This window comes from Pseudoalteromonas spongiae UST010723-006, assembly GCF_000238255.3.
Taxonomy (GTDB): Bacteria; Pseudomonadota; Gammaproteobacteria; order Enterobacterales; family Alteromonadaceae; genus Pseudoalteromonas; species Pseudoalteromonas spongiae.
This window is the reverse complement of the sequence record NZ_CP011039.1, coordinates 2,477,365-2,497,759: the sequence shown is the minus strand read 5'-3', so window position 1 is coordinate 2,497,759 and position 20,395 is coordinate 2,477,365. Positions and strand designations below refer to the sequence as shown.

Sequence of the window (20,395 nt, the reverse complement as noted above, 5' to 3'; positions counted from 1 at the left end):
TAATGAAAAAAATGATGTTTGGTGCAGCACTAATTGCTGCCGCAATGGTACCACAGGCGAAAGCAGACACTTTGTTAGGCCTGTATGTTGGTGGTGATTATTGGGCTGCACAAACCGATGGTGCGCTAGGTACGTCGAGCGATATGCAAAGCTTCAATTTTGAAGATAAAGAGTACGGCAGTTACTATGCAGCGCTTGAGCACCCAATCCCGCTAGTACCAAATGTAAAATTAAAATATACCCAATTAGAATTAGCAGCTGATGCCAATTTAAATACCTCGTTTGGCTTTGGTGATAAAGTATTTAAAGTTAACTCAACAGTTACAGGTGACAGTGATTTAAGCCATGTTGATTACGTACTTTATTACGAAATCTTCGACAACGACTTGGTGTCGATTGATTTAGGTTTATCTGCTAAACAGTTTGATGGCTATGTCGCGGTTAAAGGCGATCAACAAGGTTCAAACTTTGGTGAAGAGTCGGTTGATTTTAATGGTTTTATTCCTATGGCTTATGGTGCGGTGCAGTTTGGTTTACCGTTTACTGGATTGAGCGCATTTGCCGAAGGCCAGCTATTAGCAATTGGTGATAGCAAAATTCAAGATTATCAAATCGGTGTTGCGTGGGAGTTTATCGATAATATGGCGGTGGATGTTGCTGTTAAAGCTGGTTACCGTGCAATGTTACTTGAATTAGATGACGTTGATGATATTTACACAGATATCGACGTTGATGGTGTATTTGCGGGCTTGCAAATTCACTTCTAATAAAATACCTGCATCTAAACTTGGTTTACGCTAGCAAATAGCTGGGTTTACCAAGTTCATACTATAGTTTTGCCAACTTTAGCTGTTGGCAAAACTCACATCAAAGCTCTTCTCTAATGCCTTTTTCAGGCACTCTAAATATTGATTACTAAGTTTATTACTGGTTAATCGCGCTAGCGAGAACCCTGTTTGGGTAAACTTATAGTACGTTAAAATACTGCCTTGACGCTTAGCTGTTAGGGTTAAGGTACCGTTGGCAAAGCTTAATGTTTGGCTTTCACCTCGTTCAAATGCTTTAGATTCAATCTCTTGCTGATAAATTAACTCAATGTCGATAAGTGTTAAAATATCGGGATAATTGAGTCCGGCGCTACTTAAGTTCACGTAGTTTTTTTTATGCGGATTTAAAAAATTAAGCAAACTTGGCGCAAGGTAGCTGCCAGTAATTATTTGGTGAAACCCATCACTGGCCGATTTACCCGCACACCCTGTTGCTAATTGTAATACGTCAGCTTCTTTTGGTGTGATGTGTTTAAGCGTGATCAAACTCTTATACGAAAATGATCCCGGATTAATAACTTCACCAGCAAGTACTTTCGCCCATAACTTTTGAATATTGCTATTGCTGGTATCTTCGGCCAGCTCTAAAAAGCGCTCAATCCAATCAGGGTCCGGCTCACCTTGTGAGGTTACTGGCGGGCAGTAATGTTGTGCTAATCCAAGAATCGATTCAATATTTGTTTGTTTTCGCACGAGTGCAAGCTTACGGCGTTTTTGTGCGCGTTGCAGTGTGCTTTCGGTGCTATTGTAATTTGGTAGTGGGTTAAGGGTTTTAGAAACACTGTCTTGCTCAAGGCGTTTTGATGCTTGCTCTGCGTTTACTTTATTGTGTTCTACACCTACTTTGCTTTTAATTATCTTTGCAAGGTGTTGTTGTGCCGTAATCGGTTTAATTGGCATCTTGTTGTTCCATCTTTTGACTTTTGCAAAGCGAGTTTAAATTTCGTAACCCTAAATCAATCGCGTCCTGCATTTTATATTTATGGTATTGCGTTAATAAACTACCCACTAGCGGGGTGTTAATGCCCCCTTCAATTGCCCAACTTATTTGTAATTTATTGGCAAATGGCTTGGCAACAAAGTGACCAATATTAGTATGGTGGTCAATAATACTGGTGTAGGAAATGCTGTTATTACTAATCGCTGTTACCGTCATTTCACCAATGCGTTCGCCGCTTTGCCACTTTAAATAGGCGCCAATCTTATTGCTGTTAGCAAGCTCTAACTCTTGCCATGTTTTTTCGTACGTTGCCCACGGTGTCCACAAGTGCCAATTAGCTAAATCCAACACCCAGCTTTGAAATTGCGGTTGCTGACAATGGCTCGTTATGGTTTTTTCAATAGTATAGCGATTTGGCAATAAAGCGCTGGTTATTGCAATTACCAAAACTATGCTAAACAAGGTGCGAATTAAGTACCGCATTTGGCTCCGTATTTTCAGAAAACACTATAGTTATCATAGTATTTTTAAACATTCTAATTAATAGTCTATACTAGGTAAGTGGCTGATGCTAACGTTGCTTTAGCGCTATGTTTTGCTCACCAAAGTTTAAGTGGCAAATTACCGGATAACAAAAAAAATAATTGTGACCAGAGAAAGAGTTCAAAGGTCTTGTGACGACGTAGAGGTTTCATGACACAACCTGCCGAAGAACAGTTTTTATTCTTGAATGAAGATGATAACGAAACCCCCGAGCAGTACTCTGGTTTTTGGGATGTTTTGATAGTAGATGACGAGCCTGAAGTGCACTCCGTTACACAGCTGGCGCTGTCAGGTTTATCGTTTTGGAATAAACAACTCAGATTTCATCACGCTTATAGTGGTGAAGAAGCAGTTAAAAAACTAACTGAAATCCCCAATATTTCAGTGGTCTTGCTCGACGTGGTAATGGAAACCGACGACGCCGGATTAGTAACGGTTAAACGCATTCGCGAAGAGTTAAACAATTCACAATTACGAATTATTTTACGTACGGGTCAACCGGGTTATGCACCGGAAGAAAATATTATTCGTGAATATGATATTAATGACTATAAAACAAAAACAGAACTGACACGCGCCAAACTGGTAACCTCTCTTGTAACTGCACTTCGTTCTTATCAACAACTATGTGAACTATCAGAGCATAATACTGGCCTAGAAAAAGTACTTGATGCGGCCAAATCGATTAACGGCCTTGAAGATTTAACGGCCTTTGCTTCACAAGTTATTGAGCAGATCGCCAAGTTGTTAGACGGTTCTGGTGATGGTGTGATTGTGAGTGCCGAGGGCGGACGTTCCGCTGTGCTTGGTGGTAGCGCTGAATACAAAGGAGCTGTTTGGCAAGGTATAGAACAAATAGATAACAGCCGAGCGCTAGGCGTATTGCAACAAACGTTAGCAAATAAAACTCATCAAATTGACGAGCATGACAGCTGCTTTTTTGTCGAGGATGACAAATCTCAGTTTGCGATTTATCTTGAAACCAAAGAAATGGTGCATGAGCAGCAGATTAAACTTATTGAAATCTTTTTGCAGAATGTGTCATCCGCATTTAAAAATGTCAGAATGCTCAGTGAGCTGCGTGATGCAGCTTACAAAGATAAACTCACCAAGCTACCAAATCGTAACGACTTTATAAATCAAATTGGCCGTTTTTACTCAGATAGTAATAACGATTTCTCTCTTTACTTTATTGATATAGCTGACTTTTCATCAATTAATAATGGTTTAGGGCAAGATGTTGGCGATTTACTATTACAAGCGGTAGCAACGCGAATTCAAGAAGATGTAATTGGCATCCGTTATTTTGCGCGCATTGGCGCGGATGTGTTTGCGGCATTAGTTGAGTCCGACAAAGTGACGCCTGAGTCACTCAATCATATATTGTCTTTGCCTTTTCATGCTGGTGAACATTTATTGCCGGTTAACTTTCACTTGGGCGTCTGCGAGCAGCAGTACTTCTATAAAGATGGAAAACAAACACTCAAGTCGTGTTATATCGCACTTAATTTAGGTAAAAAACACTTAAGATTTAACTACGAATATTATCTGCCAGAAATGGAAGAGAAAATGGCGTGGCAGCTTGGAGTGCTAAAAGAGTTACGCCATGACTTTAGTGAGCATAAGTTGGCTGTGTGGTATCAGCCGCAAATTTGTTTAGCAACACGTGAAGTAATTGGCTGCGAAGCATTATTAAGATGGCCAAACGAGCAGGGCAGTTTTATTTCTCCGGCGATTTTTGTGCCCTTAGCGGAGCAATCTGGGTTAATTTTACCAATTGGTCAATGGGTGTTAGAGCAAGCTTGTATAACGCAAAAGCAGCTATTAGAACTTGGTTTTGATATGCGTATTGCTGTGAATGTTTCAGTGCCGCAATTTCGTGATCCTCAGTTTGTTAGCAAAGTAAAAGACACACTAGCAGATCACCAAATAAACCCTCAGAAAATTGAGTTAGAAGTAACTGAAAGCATTGTGATGGATGAACCTGAAATTGTGATTGAAGCACTAACTGAGCTAAAAGAGCATGGTTTAGAAATTGCGATTGATGACTTTGGCACAGGCTTTTCGTCATTGTCATACCTTAAAAAACTTCCGCTTAACCGCATTAAAATAGACAGGGCCTTTGTAAAAGACATTCCTGAAGACAGTGGTGCCATTGCAGAGTTAATTGTATCACTGGGTAAAAAGCTTGGTTTAAACACCATTGCTGAAGGAATTGAGAATGAAGATCAGGCGAGTTGTTTGCGCCTAATGGGTTGTGAAGAAGCGCAGGGCTTTATGTTTGCAAAGCCAATGCCGTATGAAGAACTCAAACAATTCTTGCTGGCTAAAAAATAAACACTAGAGGCTAGCGCTAAACTCAGCTATAATTTGCGGCCATTTTATTCTAGGGGCATTTTATGGCTGCTTTATCAGCAGAGCGTAGTCTTTTTTCATATCCAAAATATTGGGCCGAGTGTTACGGTCCATCGCCTTTTTTACCAACCAGCAGAGAAGAAATGGATGCCCTTGGTTGGGATTCGTGTGACATTATTATTGTAACGGGTGATGCCTATGTTGATCACCCAAGCTTTGGCATGGCTGTAATTGGCCGTGTGCTTGAAGCGCAAGGCTTTCGTGTCGGTATTATTTCACAGCCAGATTGGTCTTCAAAAGATGCCTTTATGTCGCTCGGTAAACCCAATTTATTTTACGGTGTAACCGCTGGTAATATGGACTCGATGATCAACCGTTATACCGCAGAAAAGCGTTTACGCCATGATGATGCGTATACGGCTGGTAATATTGGTGGTAAACGCCCTGATCGCGCGGTGATTGTATATAGCCAGCGTTGTAAAGAAGCTTATAAAGATGTACCAGTGGTTATCGGTGGCATTGAAGCAAGTTTACGCCGTATTGCCCATTTTGATTACTGGTCTGAAAAGGTGCGTCGCAGTGTTATTTTTGACGCCAAAGCGGATATTTTAATTTACGGTAATGCAGAAAGGCCTCTAGTTGAAGTGGCGCACGGTATTGCTGCGGGTAAAACCATGGATGAAATGCATGACATTCGTGGTACTGCTGTTATTCGTAAAGAGCCATTACCTGGCTGGCGCGGTTCAGACTCCACTGCCATTGATAAAATTGGCAAGATAGACCCAATTCCAAACCCTTATGGTGCAGATGACGTAGGTTGTAGCAAATCAGAATTTAAACAAGCGGGAATTGAGCTAGGCGCTGAAGCTAAACCTATTACTATTCAGCCGCCGCGCTTAAAGCCGTGGGAAAAAGTGTATGTAAAGCTGCCAGCTTATGAGCAGGTAAGTGTAAATAAACCTCTGTATGCACATGCGTCACGTATTTTACACCAAGAAACTAACCCAGGTTGTGCCCGCGCACTTTTCCAGCGCCATGGTGATCGTTCGGTTTGGGTGAACCCACCGGCATTTCCACTTGAAACACAAGAGATGGATGATGTATTCGGTTTACCGTATCAGCGTGTGCCTCACCCAAGCTATGGTGATGAGAAAATTCCTGCTTACGATATGATCAAAACTTCGGTCAATATTATGCGAGGCTGTTTTGGTGGCTGTTCATTCTGTTCAATTACAGAGCATGAAGGGCGTATTATTCAAAGCCGTTCCGAGCAATCAATTATTGATGAAATTGAACAAATTCGTGACAAAGTACCGGGTTTTACAGGTGTTATTTCTGATCTTGGCGGCCCAACAGCCAATATGTACAAATTGCGCTGTAAAAGCAAAAAAGCAGAAAGCACTTGTCGCCGTTTATCCTGTGTTTTCCCTGATATTTGTAAGCATATGGATACTGACCAAACGCCAACAGTAAACTTGTATCGCAAAGCGCGTGAAGTTGAAGGTGTGAAGAAGGTGTTAATTGCATCAGGTGTGCGTTATGACTTAGCAATTGAAGATCCTAACTATGTTAAAGAGTTAGTGACACACCATGTTGGCGGCTACTTAAAAATTGCTCCAGAACATACTGAAGATGGCCCTTTATCTAAAATGATGAAACCGGGCATGGGCACGTATGATCGCTTTAAAGAACTTTTTGAAAAATACTCAAAAGAAGCGGGTAAAAAACAGTATTTAATACCGTATTTTATCTCTGCTCACCCTGGTACAACAGATTTGGATATGGTCAATATGGCATTGTGGTTGAAGCGCCATGATTTCAAATTAGATCAAGTGCAAAATTTTTACCCGTCGCCAATGGCAAATGCAACCACCATTTACCATACCGAGATGAACTCACTTAAGAACATTAAGAACAATACGGAAGTTGTTAGTGTGCCAAAAGGCGCGCGTCAACGTCGCTTGCATAAGGCGATTCTGCGCTATCACGACCCTGCCGGTTGGCCAATGATCCGTGAGGCATTAAAGAAAATGGGGAAGGCGAAACTTATTGGTAACGGTCCTAATTGCTTAGTGCCTGCAGAATCAAGAGGCGAGCAACGTAAGTCTGGTCAGAGTAAAGGTGGTAGGCCTGCACTTTCTCGCCATACGGGATTTGGCCAGTTTAATAAAGCAAATACAAAGCCTAAGGTGGGTGGCAATAAGTCGCGTGGTGGTAAATCAGGTAACTTTAGTAAGAGCAGAAAAAAAGCCAGCTCATAAGAGTTGGCTTTTGAATGTTACTTTACTCAATCGGAATTCCCTTCCTGAAACTAACTATACGGTTTTAAGCTTAAGCTAAACTGAATGAGTGAACGAAATAAAATGGCGAGTTATAAACTCGCAATTTTAGTATTTAACATCGATTAGTTGTGATTACTCTTTCTCAAATGGCACGCCATTTTGCATCCATTTTGGTGCTGGCTTATCTTTAAGGTGGTGATCAAAGTATTCCATCATACGAATCGAGAAATCTACTTGGTTCGGAAACTTCTTCAAGTGGTGTGGTTCACCTTCGTATTGTAAGAAAATCACATCTTTACCTGCACGGCGAAGCGCTAAATAGTATTGAATACCTTCCTGCCACGGCACAGCGCCATCTTTATCACCAAACATAATCATAATTGGTGTATTAACTTTATCTGCGAAAAATACCGGTGAGTTTTCAATATAGAGATCTAAGCCTTCAAACAAGTCTTTGCCAATGCGGCTTTGTCCGGTTTCGTACTGGAATTGACGCGCAAGACCTGATTTTAAGCGAATGCCACTGTATGCACTGGTCATGTTTGATACTGGTGCACCCGATACAACCGCTTTAAACATATCTGTTTGCGTTACCATAAAGGCGCTTTGGTAACCGGCCCATGAGTGACCTTGTAAACCAATCTTGTCTTTGTCTGCCACACCCATATCAATCAGTTTTTGTGCTGCGTTGATCATAGTTTGAGTTGATGATTTACCAGGGTGACCAATTTCAAAACGGATATCTGGTAAGAAAATCGCGTAACCATTTGAAGTAAACATCGGGAAGTTCGGTCTGTGGTTTAACTCCATTTTCGGGAAGTCATACATGCGTTGGCTCATATAGCGGTAGAAATAAATGACCACAGGCACTTTATCGCCTTTTTTATAGCCGGCAGGTTTTATTAGCACGCCTTGTAAATCTTCACCATCAAAGCCTTTATACTCTATCAGTTCAGGTTTACTTGCCCATGCAAAATTCTCTTTTTGAGGGTTCAGGTTAGTTAATTTAGTTGAAGTGGAAAGCGATGTGTCGCTTAACCAAAAATCAGGAAATTCATGATAGCTCTGACGCGTATAAATTAACGTATCAGCATTTTTCGCTTTCTTTACTAGGTCAAAACGCGCTTCGCCAGCTAAAACCTGTTCCAGCTGATTGTTAGCTAAATTAAGCTTAGCAACGCCCGTTTGTTTGTTATCTAGGTTAAAGCTTGAAAGTAATAACGTATCGTTTAAATCAAAAGATAGTTTGTTTTTATCTAAGTTTTTAATGCGATAACGTGTTTCGGATTTATAGCCATGAGTTAAACGCGCACCTTGCTGCGTGTTTACATCAAATGCCCAAATATCGTATTTGTCATATACATAAAGGGTATTACTATCACTGCTCCAGCCTGCAAAACCATAGCCAGGTTGCTCGCTAGGATAATCGTGTTGGTCGTCGCCAAAAGTGGCACGAATGCCTTTGGTTATCGCATTCAGCTTGGCGTTTTTGAGTGATTTAAGCTGAACTTGACCCTTATCGAAGTAAGCAGCAAATTGACCATTAGGTGAAAGCGTCGGACGTGCGCGGGTATTTTCGCTAATTTTAACGCTGTTACCTGTTTTAGTATCTACTGCGTAGTAATCTGCAAAGAAACCGTCATACATAATTTTGTGAAGATGCGGTTTATTGCTATAACCTAGTAAAAATTGCTTTTCAGTGTGTAATCTAACATCTGTAACTTGCTCAGTTTCGAGCTGTACGGCTTTACCGCTGTTTAAATGAAATACCGCTTGGTAATGGCGGTTTTTGTTCTTTTCATTCCACTGTTGAATTTCGCGCGGCTTTATTTCGGCATCTTTGTGATGCCATACTTTTAAACCTTTTTGGTCACGAATTACATCGTAATCAAAAAGGTCGTTTTGCGCTTTGTATTTTTTCTTTTCAATTTTGGCTGAAAGCATTGGGCGCGTTTCAAAATAAAGGCGCTCGCCAGTTTCAGACCATTTTAAGTTAGCTGTTTTACCGATGAACCAATTCTCGATAGGGGTTTCGATTTGCTTTAATTGGTTGTTTTCACTGTGCCATAAGTAAAGTGAATGTTCACGACGACGCTTATCATCATTAACGTAATTACCTACCGAAAGTGCTAGAACATCATTAACTGGGTGCCATACGAGTTTGTTAGCTGCAACGCCAGGCTCAGCAAATAAGCTGCTCATTTCAAAATTTGGCAGAGCGATTTGGCTAATGGCGTTTTTATCGCCTTCTTTGCTTACTTGGCTTACAACAAGTTGCGTGCTGCTTGGTGCAATGGCGTAAGTAAGCACGTTTTCAATTGAATGCGTTTTATCGTTTGTTAAGTTCACAATGTTAAGGGTGTAAACTTTATCTTTTTTATCCGCTTTTAATTTCGCGTCTTTATCGTCTTTGTCTTTTGATGTTTTATCTGCTTTTTTATCACTTTCGGCTTCGTCTTTTTTCTTAACTTCAGTGCGATAAGCAAGCCAGTTACCGTCATTGGAAATAACAAAGTCTTCAACACGCTCAAAGGTGATAACCTTGCCTGTTTCGCTATTTACTAACGATAAATCATTTTTTAGCTTTTTCTTTTTATCTTTTGATGCACTTTCACTGGCAAGTAGATCTGGTTTAACGGTAAACGCGACCCATTTCTCATTTTTATTAATAACCGGTGATGTGCCGCGCTCAACAGTAGCAAGCAATGCTTTGTTATTTAGCGTATAAACCTGTCCTTCACTGTTACCGCGATAAGGGCTTGCGCTAAATGCGAGTAAATTTCCCTGCTCTGAAAGTTGGGTAGATTTTGCGTATTTAAAATCAAATACGTTTTTAAATTGAAGAGGTTCGCTGGCGCTTAATGCAAAACTGGTTGCTAACGCTAAGCTTGAAAGTGTAAACGCGAGTTTCATTAATGATTACCTAGTGCTAATTATTAGCTCTAGTGTAAACAGAAACCAAAAAGAAGAAAGAGAATGCGATAAGTCGCAAAATAGCGCGTTGAAGTAAAACATTTACTTCAACGCGAGGGGGTTAGTGCCAAGCTAAGGTGAAAAGTGACCACTGCGCGTCAAATTGCGCGGTTGGTTTTGCTTTAAAATCAGAGCGCACAAACTGGTTCATTTTACCTTCAACGTAGGCTAAAAGTAGATTTGCTAACTGTTCTTCTGCAAGGGTAAAGGTTTTACCTTCACGTAATTTACGTTCGCGTAATACTTGCTTTAGTTGCGTTTCTAGCTTTTCAAATAAACCTTGAATACGTTCACGTAAACGCTCTTGTTCACCTTGCAGTGCATCACCGGTTAGAATGCGCGTAATGCCTGGATTTTTTTCAGCAAAGCTCAGAAGCAACAATAAAATATTGTGAATACGGCTATGGGTGTCTTTTTCTTTTTCTAAGATAAGATTGATATTGGAAAGCAGGGCATTTTCAATAAACTCAATTAAGCCTTCAAACATACGTGCTTTGCTTGGAAAGTGGCGGTAAAGCGCCGCTTCTGAAACACCTACCTCAGTGGCTAGTTTAGCCGTGGTGATACGCTGTCCTGGACTGGTTTCAAGCATTTGCGCAAGTGCTTGTAAGATTTCTTCCTTGCGATTACTACGTTTTGTGGCAGGCATTTTTATCCCTTACTTCTTATCATTATTATCAACCTCAAGAGGCGCATATCTTAATTACTTATGATTTTAGATGCCAGTTTTTTTACTTTTTAGCCGCGAGTTTTGACGCGATTTCTTTCAATATTAAATGGCTAATTTGTTGTTTCGATTGTAGTGATAAGTGGCGTTCACCCTCTGGCCAAAACAGTGTCATGGCATTGTTTTCACTATTAAAACCAATGCTAGAATCAGACACATCGTTAGCGCAAATCATATCGAGATTTTTATTTTTTAATTTGCCTTTGGCGTAGTTAGCAACATCGTTGGTTTCGGCTGCAAAGCCTACTGTAAACGGGCGATTTGCTTTGAGTGCAGCAACTGAGGCAATAATGTCAGGGTTTTTGCTGAGCTCAATGGTCATGGTATCGCCCTGTTTTTTTATTTTATTATTTGCAGTCGTTGTTGCCTTGTAATCGGCAACAGCAGCGCAGCCTATAAATACATCTGAATTAACAGCTAGTTCCATGGCAGCATCATGCATTTGTTGTGCACTTTCTACATCAAAACGATTTACTTCACTCGGTGTGGTTAAATTCACTGGGCCACTAATTAGGTTTACATTAGCTCCTAGCGCTTTTGCTGCACGGGCCAATGAAAATCCCATTTTCCCTGAGCTGTGATTAGAGATAAAACGCACAGGGTCAAGCGCTTCACGAGTTGGACCCGCTGTAATAGTAACGGTTTTGCCTGCAAGCAGAGGTGTTTCATGGCGCATTAAACACAGTTCAACTAGTTCGTTTGGCTCAAGCATTCGCCCTTTACCTACATCGCCACAAGCTTGCTCGCCACTGGCAGGTCCCCAAATAGACACTCCATATTCACTTAATTTTTGTAAGTTTTGCTGGGTTGCAGGGTGGGCGTACATTTGTTGATTCATTGCCGGTGCAATCGCCACTTTTGCCGGGGTTGCGAGTACCAAAGTGGTTAATAGATCGTCGGCCATACCATGGGCCATTTTAGCTATGGTGTTAGCGCTGGCTGGGGCAATTAAAATAAGGTCAGCCCATTTAGCAAATTCAATATGCCCCATTGCCGCTTCTGCCGCAGGGTCAAGTAAGGATGTCGAAACAGGATTACCTGATACAGCTTGCATGGTAAGTGGGGTTATAAACTGTTGCGCAGAGTCGGTCATTACCACTTTAACTTGCGCACCGTTTTCGGTTAAACGTCTTGTTAATTCAGCACATTTATAAGCAGCAATACCGCCCGTAATTCCCAATACAATTTTCTTCGACATAATATTTAATGACATGTTTTAAATTAGCTAAACCATACCATTTTCCATAATTTTTGGCGAGGCTGGCTATACTAATAAAATGATTTCAAACGTTAACATGGATCGTTAAATGCAAATAAATCAAATGCCCATAGAGGCAAGACCAAGAGAAAAGTTATTAAGTAAAGGCGCTAGTAGTTTAACCGATGCTGAGTTATTGGCGATTTTTTTACGTACTGGCATTAAAGGGCTGAATGCCATTGAGTTAGCCGATACATTACTCAAACAACAAGGCTCAATTGGTCAGCTCTTTTCATTGGAATGTGATTCATTCTGCCAACAATTAGGGCTGGGGCCCGCAAAATATGTGCAGCTGCAAGCTGTGCTTGAATTAAGTAAACGCTTTTTTGCTGAGCAACTTCAGCGTGAAGCCGTATTTGATTCGCCTTATTCGGTAATTAACTATTTAAAATGCGAATTACAAAAAGAGCACAAAGAATGTTTTTACTTGCTGCTGCTTGATAGCCAAAATAGGCTCATTAAATCGGTCAATCTATTTCAAGGCACCATTAATGCCGCATCGGTCTACCCACGAGAAGTTGTTACTACGGTATTAAAATACAACGCGGCAAATGTGATTTTGGCCCATAATCACCCCAGTGGTATTGCTGAGCCTTCAGAGGCAGATAAATTAATAACTAAGCGACTATCAGACACACTTGCGTTGATTGATGTGAGTATTTTAGATCACATTATAATTGCAGCAGGTAATACGCATTCCTTTGCTGAGCATGGTCAAATTTAAAGGGTAAAAAGTGAGTTTATTAATGCTTTTTTGTAAATAGCTGTTTTTACAGTTATTAATATTATTGAAAATTATTCTCAATAGCATTAAAATTTGTAGTGTAATTAATTTTGAAAGCACTCATTTATTATGTACGTTTGTATTTGTCATGCAGTTACTGAAAAACAGATTAAACAGGCCGTAACCGATGGTATGGATTCGATGCGTGATGTGCGTGGTTGTTTAGGTGTAGGCAGTCAATGTGGTAAATGTGTATGTCATGCAAAAGATGTCATCACACAATCACAGCAAGAATTAGCTATTAAAGTAAGTGTTGATTACACCAGCTGCCAAAAAGTAGCTTGATTCAAAATATGAGATTTCTAAATTAAAAAAACCGCGTAAATCGCGGTTTTTTATTACTCAAAATAAAGAGTGCTTACTTGTGATAATCCAAGCAAATCTCCACTTCATTTTTTGAACCCATGGTAACAGCAACGCGCTGGTGAATTTCTTGCGGTTCAATATCTAAAATACGATCAAGGCCAGCATACGCAACACCGCCAGCTTGCTCTACTAGCATTGCCATTGGGTTTGCTTCATAAAGTAAGCGCAGCTTGAATGGCTTTTCTGGATTTTTTGTGTCTTCAGGGTAAGTGAATAAACCGCCGCGACATAATAAACGGTGAACATCACCTACCATGCAGGCAATCCAACGCATATTGAAGTTTTTCTTGCGTGGGCCTTCTTCGCCTGCAAGGCAATCAGCAATATAGTTTTGCATTGGTGTTAGCCAATGGCGCTGATTTGATGCATTAATTGCGAATTCTTTAGTATCTTCAGGAATAGCTACTTTATCTTCAGTAAGTAAGAAACTGCCGTGAGTTCTATCTAATGTGAATAAACGCGTACCTTTACCAATGGTGAGCGCCAACATAGTAGATGGTCCATACAGTACATAACCTGCAGCCACTTGGTGTTTGCCCGCTTGCATGAAAATGCTTTGATCATCAGCAGCTTTATCTTTTGGCGCTTTCATAATTGAGAAGATAGTGCCAACTAACGAGTTAATATCGGTATTTGAAGAACCATCAAGTGGGTCAAATGCAACGATATATTCAGCATCAGGGTTGCCAGCAACAGTATAATCTTCTTCTTCAGATGCAATGGCTTTTACGTAGCCAGACTCAAGTAGAATATCTTTAAGTAACTGGTTCGATAAAACATCAAGCTTCTTTTGCGTTTCACCTTGAATGTTCTCGTCTAAGGTTGAACCTAAAACACCTGATAATTCACCTTGGCTTACGCGGAATGAAATTTCTTTACAAGCAGCAAGAATCGTTCTGATCAATGATAAAAGATCACGAGGACAGCCGTCTTCGATCAATACTGGTGGAAGTCTACGCATTTTATATTCCTGACTAATAGCTTATTGCCACATAAAGTGAGAGGGTGGCAACAGGCAACCTTTCGGCAGCGCTCAGTTAAATTTGTATACAATTGTGCATTAGCTTGTGTATGATTTAAGCACCATGCACCATTGATAATGAAATAACAAAGAAAGATGCAAAGATTAGTACAACCATTTCTGCTGATCTGTGCTTTGTTACTGTTAAGTATACCAAAAGCGCAGGCAACCCTGAAACCCATTGAATCATTTACTCGCGAAATGAATCGTTATCCGGGTTATTTTACCTTTTATTACGATAATGCTTCGGGCAAGGTTTACTTAGAAGTAGATAAATTAAACCATGAATTTCTGTTGCAACTAAGTATGCCTTACGGCCTAGGGTCAAATGATATTGGTCTTGATCGCGGTCAGTTAGGTGATACTAAAATTGTGCAATTCGAAAAGCATGGTAACAAACTTTTATTAAAACAAAATAATACTTACTACCGTGCAAACAGTACTAACAAAGCTGAGCTGCAAAGTATTCGTGAAGCATTTGCTTCAAGCGTATTGCACGGTTTTGAAATTAAAGCTGTGAGCAATGAGCGCGCTTTAATTGATTACACACCGTATTTATTATCCGATGTACATGGCGTTTCAAGAACGTTAGCGAGTCGAAACCAAGGAAGCTTTAGCTTAGATAAAAGTAAAAGTGCTGTTTATATGCCGCGCTCTAAGTCGTTTGCTAAAAATACTGAGTTAGAAGCGATTGTTAGCTTTAATGGCACAAAGCCGGGTAAATACATCAAACAAATAGCGCCAGACCCTTACGCTATTTCAGTACATTTACACCACTCGTTTATTGAAATACCGGATGATGGCTTTAAACCACGTAAATTCCATCCGCAATCGGGTTTTTGGAGTGAAGAATACAAAGACTATGCAGCGCCGTTATCTGAGTCTATGTATGTGCGTTATATTCCAAAACATCGTTTAGCGAAAAAAGATCCAACTGCTCAAATTTCAGAAGCCGTTAAACCAATTGTTTACTACCTCGACCCAGGTGTGCCCGACCCGGTAAAAACAGCGTTACTCGATGGTGCAAAATGGTGGCAGGCAGCCTTTGAAGCGGCAGGCTATAAAAATGCTTACCAAGTAAGAATGCTACCTGAAAATGCAGATCCGATGGATATTCGTTATAACGTAATCCAATGGGTGCATCGTGCAACCCGTGGTTGGTCATATGGTTCAAGTGTTATCGACCCACGCACAGGTGAAATAATTAAAGGCCATGTAACGCTTGGTTCTCTGCGTGTACGTCAAGATATTCTAATTGCAGAAGCACTCGCAGCACCTTATTTAAAAGGTGATGAAAACGTAGAAAAACTGCATGCGATGGCGCTTGACCGTATTCGCCAGTTAAGTGCGCATGAAGTAGGTCATACCTTAGGTATTGCGCATAACTTTTCTGCATCAGTAAAAGACCGCGCATCGGTGATGGATTATCCGCACCCGTTAGTGAGCTTTAATGATGATGGCAGCTTTAATACTGAAAACGGCTATGGCAAAGGCTTAGGTGTGTGGGATATTCAAGTTGTGAAGTATGGCTACTCTGATTTTCCAATTTTGAGCGAAGCAAAAGAGCTTGAAAAAATCTTAGCGGAAAATAAACGCCTTGGCCTTGAGTTTATTTCCGACAGCGATGCACGTGCCAAAGGCGGCGCACACCCAACAGCACATTTATGGGATAACGGTGAAAACCCAAGCCAAGAGCTACACCGAGTGCTCTCCATTCGTGAAAAAGCGATGTCGAAGTTTGGCATTCATAATATTAAAAATGGCACGGCGCTATCGCAGCTAGAAGAAGTGTTTATTCCACTTTATTTATTCCACCGTTACCAAACAGAAGCAGCGGTTAAATTGATTGCAGGTGTTGATTACGATTATGAATTACGTAGTGGTGATACGTTTAAAGGTAACAAGCTTGTTGATGTTGCTAAACAAAAAGAAGCACTAAGTGCGCTATTAGCAACGCTTGAAGCGGACCAGTTAGTAGTGCCAGAGCTCGTACTTAATGTGATTACACCAAAAGCGTACGGAGAATACAAAACCCGCGAAAGCCTAGTTGGACGTACCGGTTTAACACTCGATCCGTTAGCATTACCGGAAGTATCAGCAAATCACACATTAACCCTGCTGTTAAACTCCGAGCGTCTAAATCGTTTACATTTCCAAGCGATGCGAGATAGCAAACAATTAAGTGCGCGCAATGTGTTATTTCAACTCAGTGAGCAAGTGTTTTTCAGTAACCAAAAGCAAGGCATGTTGCATCAAGTGGCACAGCGCATTCAAATGGTAACGGCATATCATTTAGTGAACACTGCATTAAGTGATAAAACTGACCCTGAAGTACAGGCTGAACTAGCAGGACAAATTGAATTTATAGCCCGTAAATTTGCGCGTTCTAATGATAACTTTAAGAAATATCTTGCGAATATCTTATTTAAATCGTTAGAAGAGGGTCAATGGCAAGGTCACTTTAAGCCACTGCCGATGCCGCCGGGCTCACCTATTTAACACCTAAATAGTAAGTTATGGCATACTAAGCCCATTAGCGAAATCTAATGGGCTTTTTTATTGAACTGTTAATCTATTTAAAGCTCATATCGAATTTATACGACAAGAATCAACAACAATGCATATTCATATTTTAGGTATTTGCGGCACCTTTATGGGGGGCATCGCAGCCATTGCAAAATCCTTGGGCCATAAAGTTACAGGCTCAGATCAAAACGTTTACCCACCAATGAGTACTCAACTTGAGTCTTTAGGCATTGAGCTAATTCAAGGTTACGATGTTGCTCAGTTAAAACCACAACCAGATATTGTGGTGATTGGCAATGCTATGAGCCGTGGTAATCCATGCGTTGAATATGTGCTTGAAAATCGTATTCCTTATACGTCGGGCCCAGAATGGTTAAAGCACAATGTACTGCAAGATGCGTGGGTACTAGCGGTGTCGGGCACCCATGGTAAAACTACCACTGCAAGTATGCTTGCATGGGTATTAGAATACGCAGGTCTTGATCCAAGTTTTTTAATTGGTGGTGTAGTACAAAACTTTGGCCTGTCGGCGCGCATAGGTAAAACACCGTTTTTTGTTATTGAAGCGGATGAATATGACACCGCATTTTTTGATAAGCGTAGCAAGTTTGTACACTACTTACCGCGTACTTTAATTCTCAATAACCTTGAATTTGACCACGCTGATATTTTTGAAGATTTAGCGGCAATTCAAAAGCAGTTTCATCACTTATTACGCATTGTACCAGGGCAAGGTAAAGTGATTTGGCCAAGCGATGATGTGAATATTCAGCAAGTGATAGAAAAAGGTTGTTGGAGTGAGCAAGAGCAACTTGGCAATGACTGGGATTATCAACTTATAAACGCCGATGGCAGTGAGTTTGATGTGCTTCTTGGTGGTGATATTGTTGGCCGTGTGAGCTGGCAAGCTATTGGCGAACATAATGTTAAAAACGCTTTAATGACGATTGCAGCAGCACGTCATGTAGGTATTCCTGTTGAAACATCAATTGCGGCGCTGGCCGAGTTTATTTCACCAAAACGTCGTATGGAATTAAAAGGCGAGGTTGCGGGCATTAAGCTCTACGATGATTTCGCCCATCACCCTACTGCTATTAAAACGACGTTAGCTGGGCTTAGAGCAAAAGTGGGCCAAGCGCGTATTTTTGCCGTATTAGAACCACGTTCCAATACAATGAAAATGGGCGTACATCAAAATACATTATTAGCGTCGCTCGAAAATGCCGACGATGTGATTTTATTTGAGCCTGAGAATCTAAGCTGGTCACTCAAAGAGGCTGCCAATAACGCTGGCGCTTTATGTTTTAACAGCACAGATGAGATCGTTAAAACGCTACTTGAAAAAGCAACTGCCGGCGACCATATATTGGTAATGAGCAATGGTGGCTTTGAAAATATTCATAATCGTATTTTAGATGCGCTCGCCAACAAATAGGCTTTTTATGACGCAAAACCATGAATTTAATGAAACCATTACCGTTGCATTTAGCGGTGCTTCAGGTATGCCGTATGGTTTAAAATTAATTGAAACGCTAATTTCGTTAAATCACCAAGTATTTGTGTTGGTATCAAGCGCTGCCCGTGTAGTACTTGATACGGAATCAGATGTAAAACTATCGGGCAACGAAGAAAAGGCAACTGAGCAACTGACAAGCTTATTTAATGCCAAGCCAAATCAACTAAAAGCATTTGGTAAAGATAACTGGTTTAGCCCTGTGGCATCGGGTAGTGCTGCACCTAAAAAGATGATTGTCTGCCCGTGTAGTGCAGGTACTGTTTCGGCGATTAGTCATGGTGCATCTGATAACTTATTAGAGCGTGCTGCTGATGTGGTGATTAAAGAAAAAGGCCAATTAATGCTGGTGGTGCGCGAAACACCGCTTAGCGCGATTCATCTTGAAAATATGCATAAGCTGGCGCAACTAGGTGTCACTATTATGCCCGCAGCACCTGGGTTTTATCATAACCCTAGCTCAATTGACGACTTGGTTAACTTTATGGTGGCGCGCATTTTAGATCATCTCTCTATTGAGCATACGCTGGCTAAACGTTGGGGCTACGGCTGCTAATTAATCCATTCAAAATTGGAACGCAAAACACAATGACAAAAGCTCTCGAAATTGTTGGTTTAGAAAAAACCTACAGTAACGGTGTTCAAGCTGTTAAAGGAATTGATTTAACAGTCGAAAAAGGCGACTTTTTTGCACTGTTAGGTGCTAATGGTGCTGGCAAATCAACCACAATTGGTGTGATTTCTTCACTTGTTAATAAAACCAAAGGCACGGTAAAAGTCTTCGGTCATGATATTGATACCGACCTTGGTAAGGCTAAAACTAATTTAGGGTTAGTACCGCAGGAATTTAACTTTAGTCAGTTTGAAACACTTAACCAAATCCTTGTTAACCAAGCGGGTTACTATGGCGTGCCACGCGCAGAGGCGCACAAGCGTGCTGATGAGTTGCTTGCACAACTTGGCCTTGCTGATAAAAAAGATAAGCAAGCGCGCACGCTTTCAGGTGGTATGAAACGCCGTTTAATGATTGCACGTGCGTTAATGCACAAACCTCAACTGCTGATTTTAGACGAACCCACGGCAGGCGTTGATATTGAGTTGCGTCGCTCTATGTGGGAATTCTTAAAAGAAATAAACTTGCAAGGCGTGACGATTATTCTCACCACTCATTACCTTGAAGAAGCGGAAATGTTGTGTAAAAACATTGCGATTATCGATAAAGGTCAAATTATTGAAAACACCAATATGAAGTCACTGTTGGCAAAGCTTGATAAAGAAACTTTTATTCTTGATCTCAAGCAGCCAACATCGGCATTTTCACTTGATGGTTACACAACTCGTGAGATTGACGACCATACAATCGAAGTAGATGTGGAAAAATCACAAGGGTTAAATGATGTATTTGATGCATTAAGTACGTCAGGTAATACGGTGCTAAGTATGCGTAATAAAGCGAATCGATTAGAAGAGCTATTTGTTGCGATTGTTGAAAAGGGGCGCGAGCAATAATTATGAGTAGTCAATTTACTGCATTAAAAACACTGTGGATCAAAGAGTGTATTCGCTTTACCCGAATTTGGGTGCAAACCTTAGTGCCGCCAGCAATTACCATGTCACTGTACTTTGTTATTTTTGGCAACCTAATTGGCTCACGTATTGGTGATATGGGTGGCTTTAACTATATGGAGTTTATTGTACCGGGTCTGATCATGATGTCGGTGATTACCAACTCTTATTCCAATGTGGCATCGAGCTTTTATTCAACGAAATTTCAAAAAAGCATTGAGGAGCTGCTAGTTTCGCCAGTGCCTACCTATATTATTGTATTAGGCTATATGGGCGGCGGTATGGCACGCGGCCTATGTGTTGGCATTATCGTCACTATTTTGTCGCTGTTTTTTGTTGATATTCAAATTCATAATGTTGCCGTTATTTTTGCCACAGTATTACTTACCGCAGCCGTGTTTGCGCTCGGTGGTTTAATTAATGCGGTATACGCTAATAGCTTTGACGATATCAGCATTATCCCCACCTTTGTTTTAACGCCGCTAACTTATTTAGGTGGCGTGTTTTATTCAATCACCTTGTTACCTGATTTTTGGCAAGGCGTTTCACAATTTAATCCAATTATTTATATGGTTAATGCATTTAGGTACGGCTTTTTAGGTGTATCTGATGTAGATATCACAACGGCATTTGCAGTAATTATTGCGTTTATCAGTGCGTTATTTGCTGTTGCATACCGTTTAATTGATAAAGGGGTTGGCATTCGCCACTAAA

General features: G+C 40.7%; 16 protein-coding genes. 10 read left to right on the top strand and 6 right to left on the bottom strand.

The genetic code is table 11. From position 1 onward, the window contains the following. Window positions 1-2 precede the first annotated feature (2 nt). Window positions 3-767 carry a TIGR04219 family outer membrane beta-barrel protein gene (locus PSPO_RS11545; RefSeq protein ID WP_010561933.1) on the top strand — a complete coding sequence of 255 codons (765 nt, stop codon included), beginning with the start codon at window positions 3-5 and terminating at the stop codon, window positions 765-767. 78 nt (window positions 768-845) lie between these two features. Here PSPO_RS11545 and PSPO_RS11540 read toward each other — a convergent pair whose 3' ends face one another. After that, window positions 846-1,727 (bottom strand): TIGR03899 family protein, encoded by an 882-nt coding sequence (locus PSPO_RS11540; protein WP_010561932.1) that lies wholly within the window; start codon window positions 1,725-1,727, stop codon window positions 846-848. Beyond that, window positions 1,717-2,250: an SRPBCC family protein gene (locus PSPO_RS11535; RefSeq protein ID WP_010561931.1), complete on the bottom strand. Its 534-nt coding sequence runs from the start codon at window positions 2,248-2,250 to the stop codon at window positions 1,717-1,719. Before PSPO_RS11535 ends, PSPO_RS11540 begins: the two co-directional genes overlap by 11 nt. A gap of 210 nt (window positions 2,251-2,460) precedes the next feature. On the opposite strand from PSPO_RS11535, the gene PSPO_RS11530 reads away from it, so the two are divergent. Together PSPO_RS11530 and PSPO_RS11525 are read left to right on the top strand one after the other, a co-directional pair. After that, window positions 2,461-4,647: a bifunctional diguanylate cyclase/phosphodiesterase gene (locus PSPO_RS11530; protein WP_010561930.1), complete on the top strand. Its 2,187-nt coding sequence runs from the start codon at window positions 2,461-2,463 to the stop codon at window positions 4,645-4,647. 62 nt (window positions 4,648-4,709) lie between these two features. Beyond that, window positions 4,710-6,926 (top strand): YgiQ family radical SAM protein, encoded by a 2,217-nt coding sequence (locus PSPO_RS11525; RefSeq protein ID WP_010561929.1) that lies wholly within the window; start codon window positions 4,710-4,712, stop codon window positions 6,924-6,926. A 153-nt stretch (window positions 6,927-7,079) separates the two neighbouring features. On the opposite strand, the gene PSPO_RS11520 is transcribed toward PSPO_RS11525, so the two are convergent. The 3 genes from PSPO_RS11520 to coaBC form a co-directional block, all read right to left on the bottom strand. Then, window positions 7,080-9,860, bottom strand: a complete 2,781-nt coding sequence (locus PSPO_RS11520) for a S9 family peptidase (RefSeq protein WP_010561928.1) — start codon at window positions 9,858-9,860, stop codon at window positions 7,080-7,082. A 121-nt stretch (window positions 9,861-9,981) separates the two neighbouring features. Beyond that, on the bottom strand, window positions 9,982-10,569 hold the full coding sequence (gene slmA / locus PSPO_RS11515) for a nucleoid occlusion factor SlmA (protein ID WP_010561927.1): 588 nt from the start codon (window positions 10,567-10,569) through the stop codon (window positions 9,982-9,984). An 82-nt stretch (window positions 10,570-10,651) separates the two neighbouring features. Further along, window positions 10,652-11,860 carry a bifunctional phosphopantothenoylcysteine decarboxylase/phosphopantothenate--cysteine ligase CoaBC gene (coaBC, locus tag PSPO_RS11510; RefSeq protein WP_010561926.1) on the bottom strand — a complete coding sequence of 403 codons (1,209 nt, stop codon included), beginning with the start codon at window positions 11,858-11,860 and terminating at the stop codon, window positions 10,652-10,654. 94 nt (window positions 11,861-11,954) lie between these two features. On the opposite strand from coaBC, the gene radC reads away from it, so the two are divergent. Continuing rightward, complete coding sequence (radC, locus tag PSPO_RS11505) at window positions 11,955-12,629, top strand: RadC family protein (protein ID WP_010561925.1); 675 nt, start codon at window positions 11,955-11,957, stop codon at window positions 12,627-12,629. Between the two features lie 129 nt (window positions 12,630-12,758). Beyond that, on the top strand, window positions 12,759-12,974 hold the full coding sequence (locus PSPO_RS11500; RefSeq protein ID WP_010561924.1) for a bacterioferritin-associated ferredoxin: 216 nt from the start codon (window positions 12,759-12,761) through the stop codon (window positions 12,972-12,974). A gap of 73 nt (window positions 12,975-13,047) precedes the next feature. On the opposite strand, the gene PSPO_RS11495 is transcribed toward PSPO_RS11500, so the two are convergent. Then, window positions 13,048-14,016 carry a class 1 fructose-bisphosphatase gene (locus tag PSPO_RS11495; protein WP_010561923.1) on the bottom strand — a complete coding sequence of 323 codons (969 nt, stop codon included), beginning with the start codon at window positions 14,014-14,016 and terminating at the stop codon, window positions 13,048-13,050. A 156-nt stretch (window positions 14,017-14,172) separates the two neighbouring features. Between PSPO_RS11495 and PSPO_RS11490 the strand changes: the two genes are divergently transcribed. From PSPO_RS11490 to PSPO_RS11470, 5 genes are all read left to right on the top strand, one after another. Continuing rightward, window positions 14,173-16,575, top strand: coding sequence for a zinc-dependent metalloprotease (locus PSPO_RS11490; RefSeq protein WP_010561922.1), 2,403 nt, complete (start codon window positions 14,173-14,175; stop codon window positions 16,573-16,575). Between the two features lie 118 nt (window positions 16,576-16,693). Beyond that, the gene (mpl, locus tag PSPO_RS11485) at window positions 16,694-18,037 is read left to right on the top strand and encodes a UDP-N-acetylmuramate:L-alanyl-gamma-D-glutamyl-meso-diaminopimelate ligase (RefSeq protein WP_010561921.1); all 1,344 of its coding nucleotides are present in this window, start codon (window positions 16,694-16,696) and stop codon (window positions 18,035-18,037) included. 7 nt (window positions 18,038-18,044) lie between these two features. Beyond that, the gene (locus PSPO_RS11480) at window positions 18,045-18,671 is read left to right on the top strand and encodes a flavin prenyltransferase UbiX (protein WP_010561920.1); all 627 of its coding nucleotides are present in this window, start codon (window positions 18,045-18,047) and stop codon (window positions 18,669-18,671) included. A gap of 32 nt (window positions 18,672-18,703) precedes the next feature. Further along, window positions 18,704-19,624 (top strand): ABC transporter ATP-binding protein, encoded by a 921-nt coding sequence (locus PSPO_RS11475; protein WP_010561919.1) that lies wholly within the window; start codon window positions 18,704-18,706, stop codon window positions 19,622-19,624. A gap of 2 nt (window positions 19,625-19,626) precedes the next feature. After that, window positions 19,627-20,394 (top strand): ABC transporter permease, encoded by a 768-nt coding sequence (locus PSPO_RS11470; RefSeq protein WP_010561918.1) that lies wholly within the window; start codon window positions 19,627-19,629, stop codon window positions 20,392-20,394. Window position 20,395 lies beyond the last annotated feature (1 nt).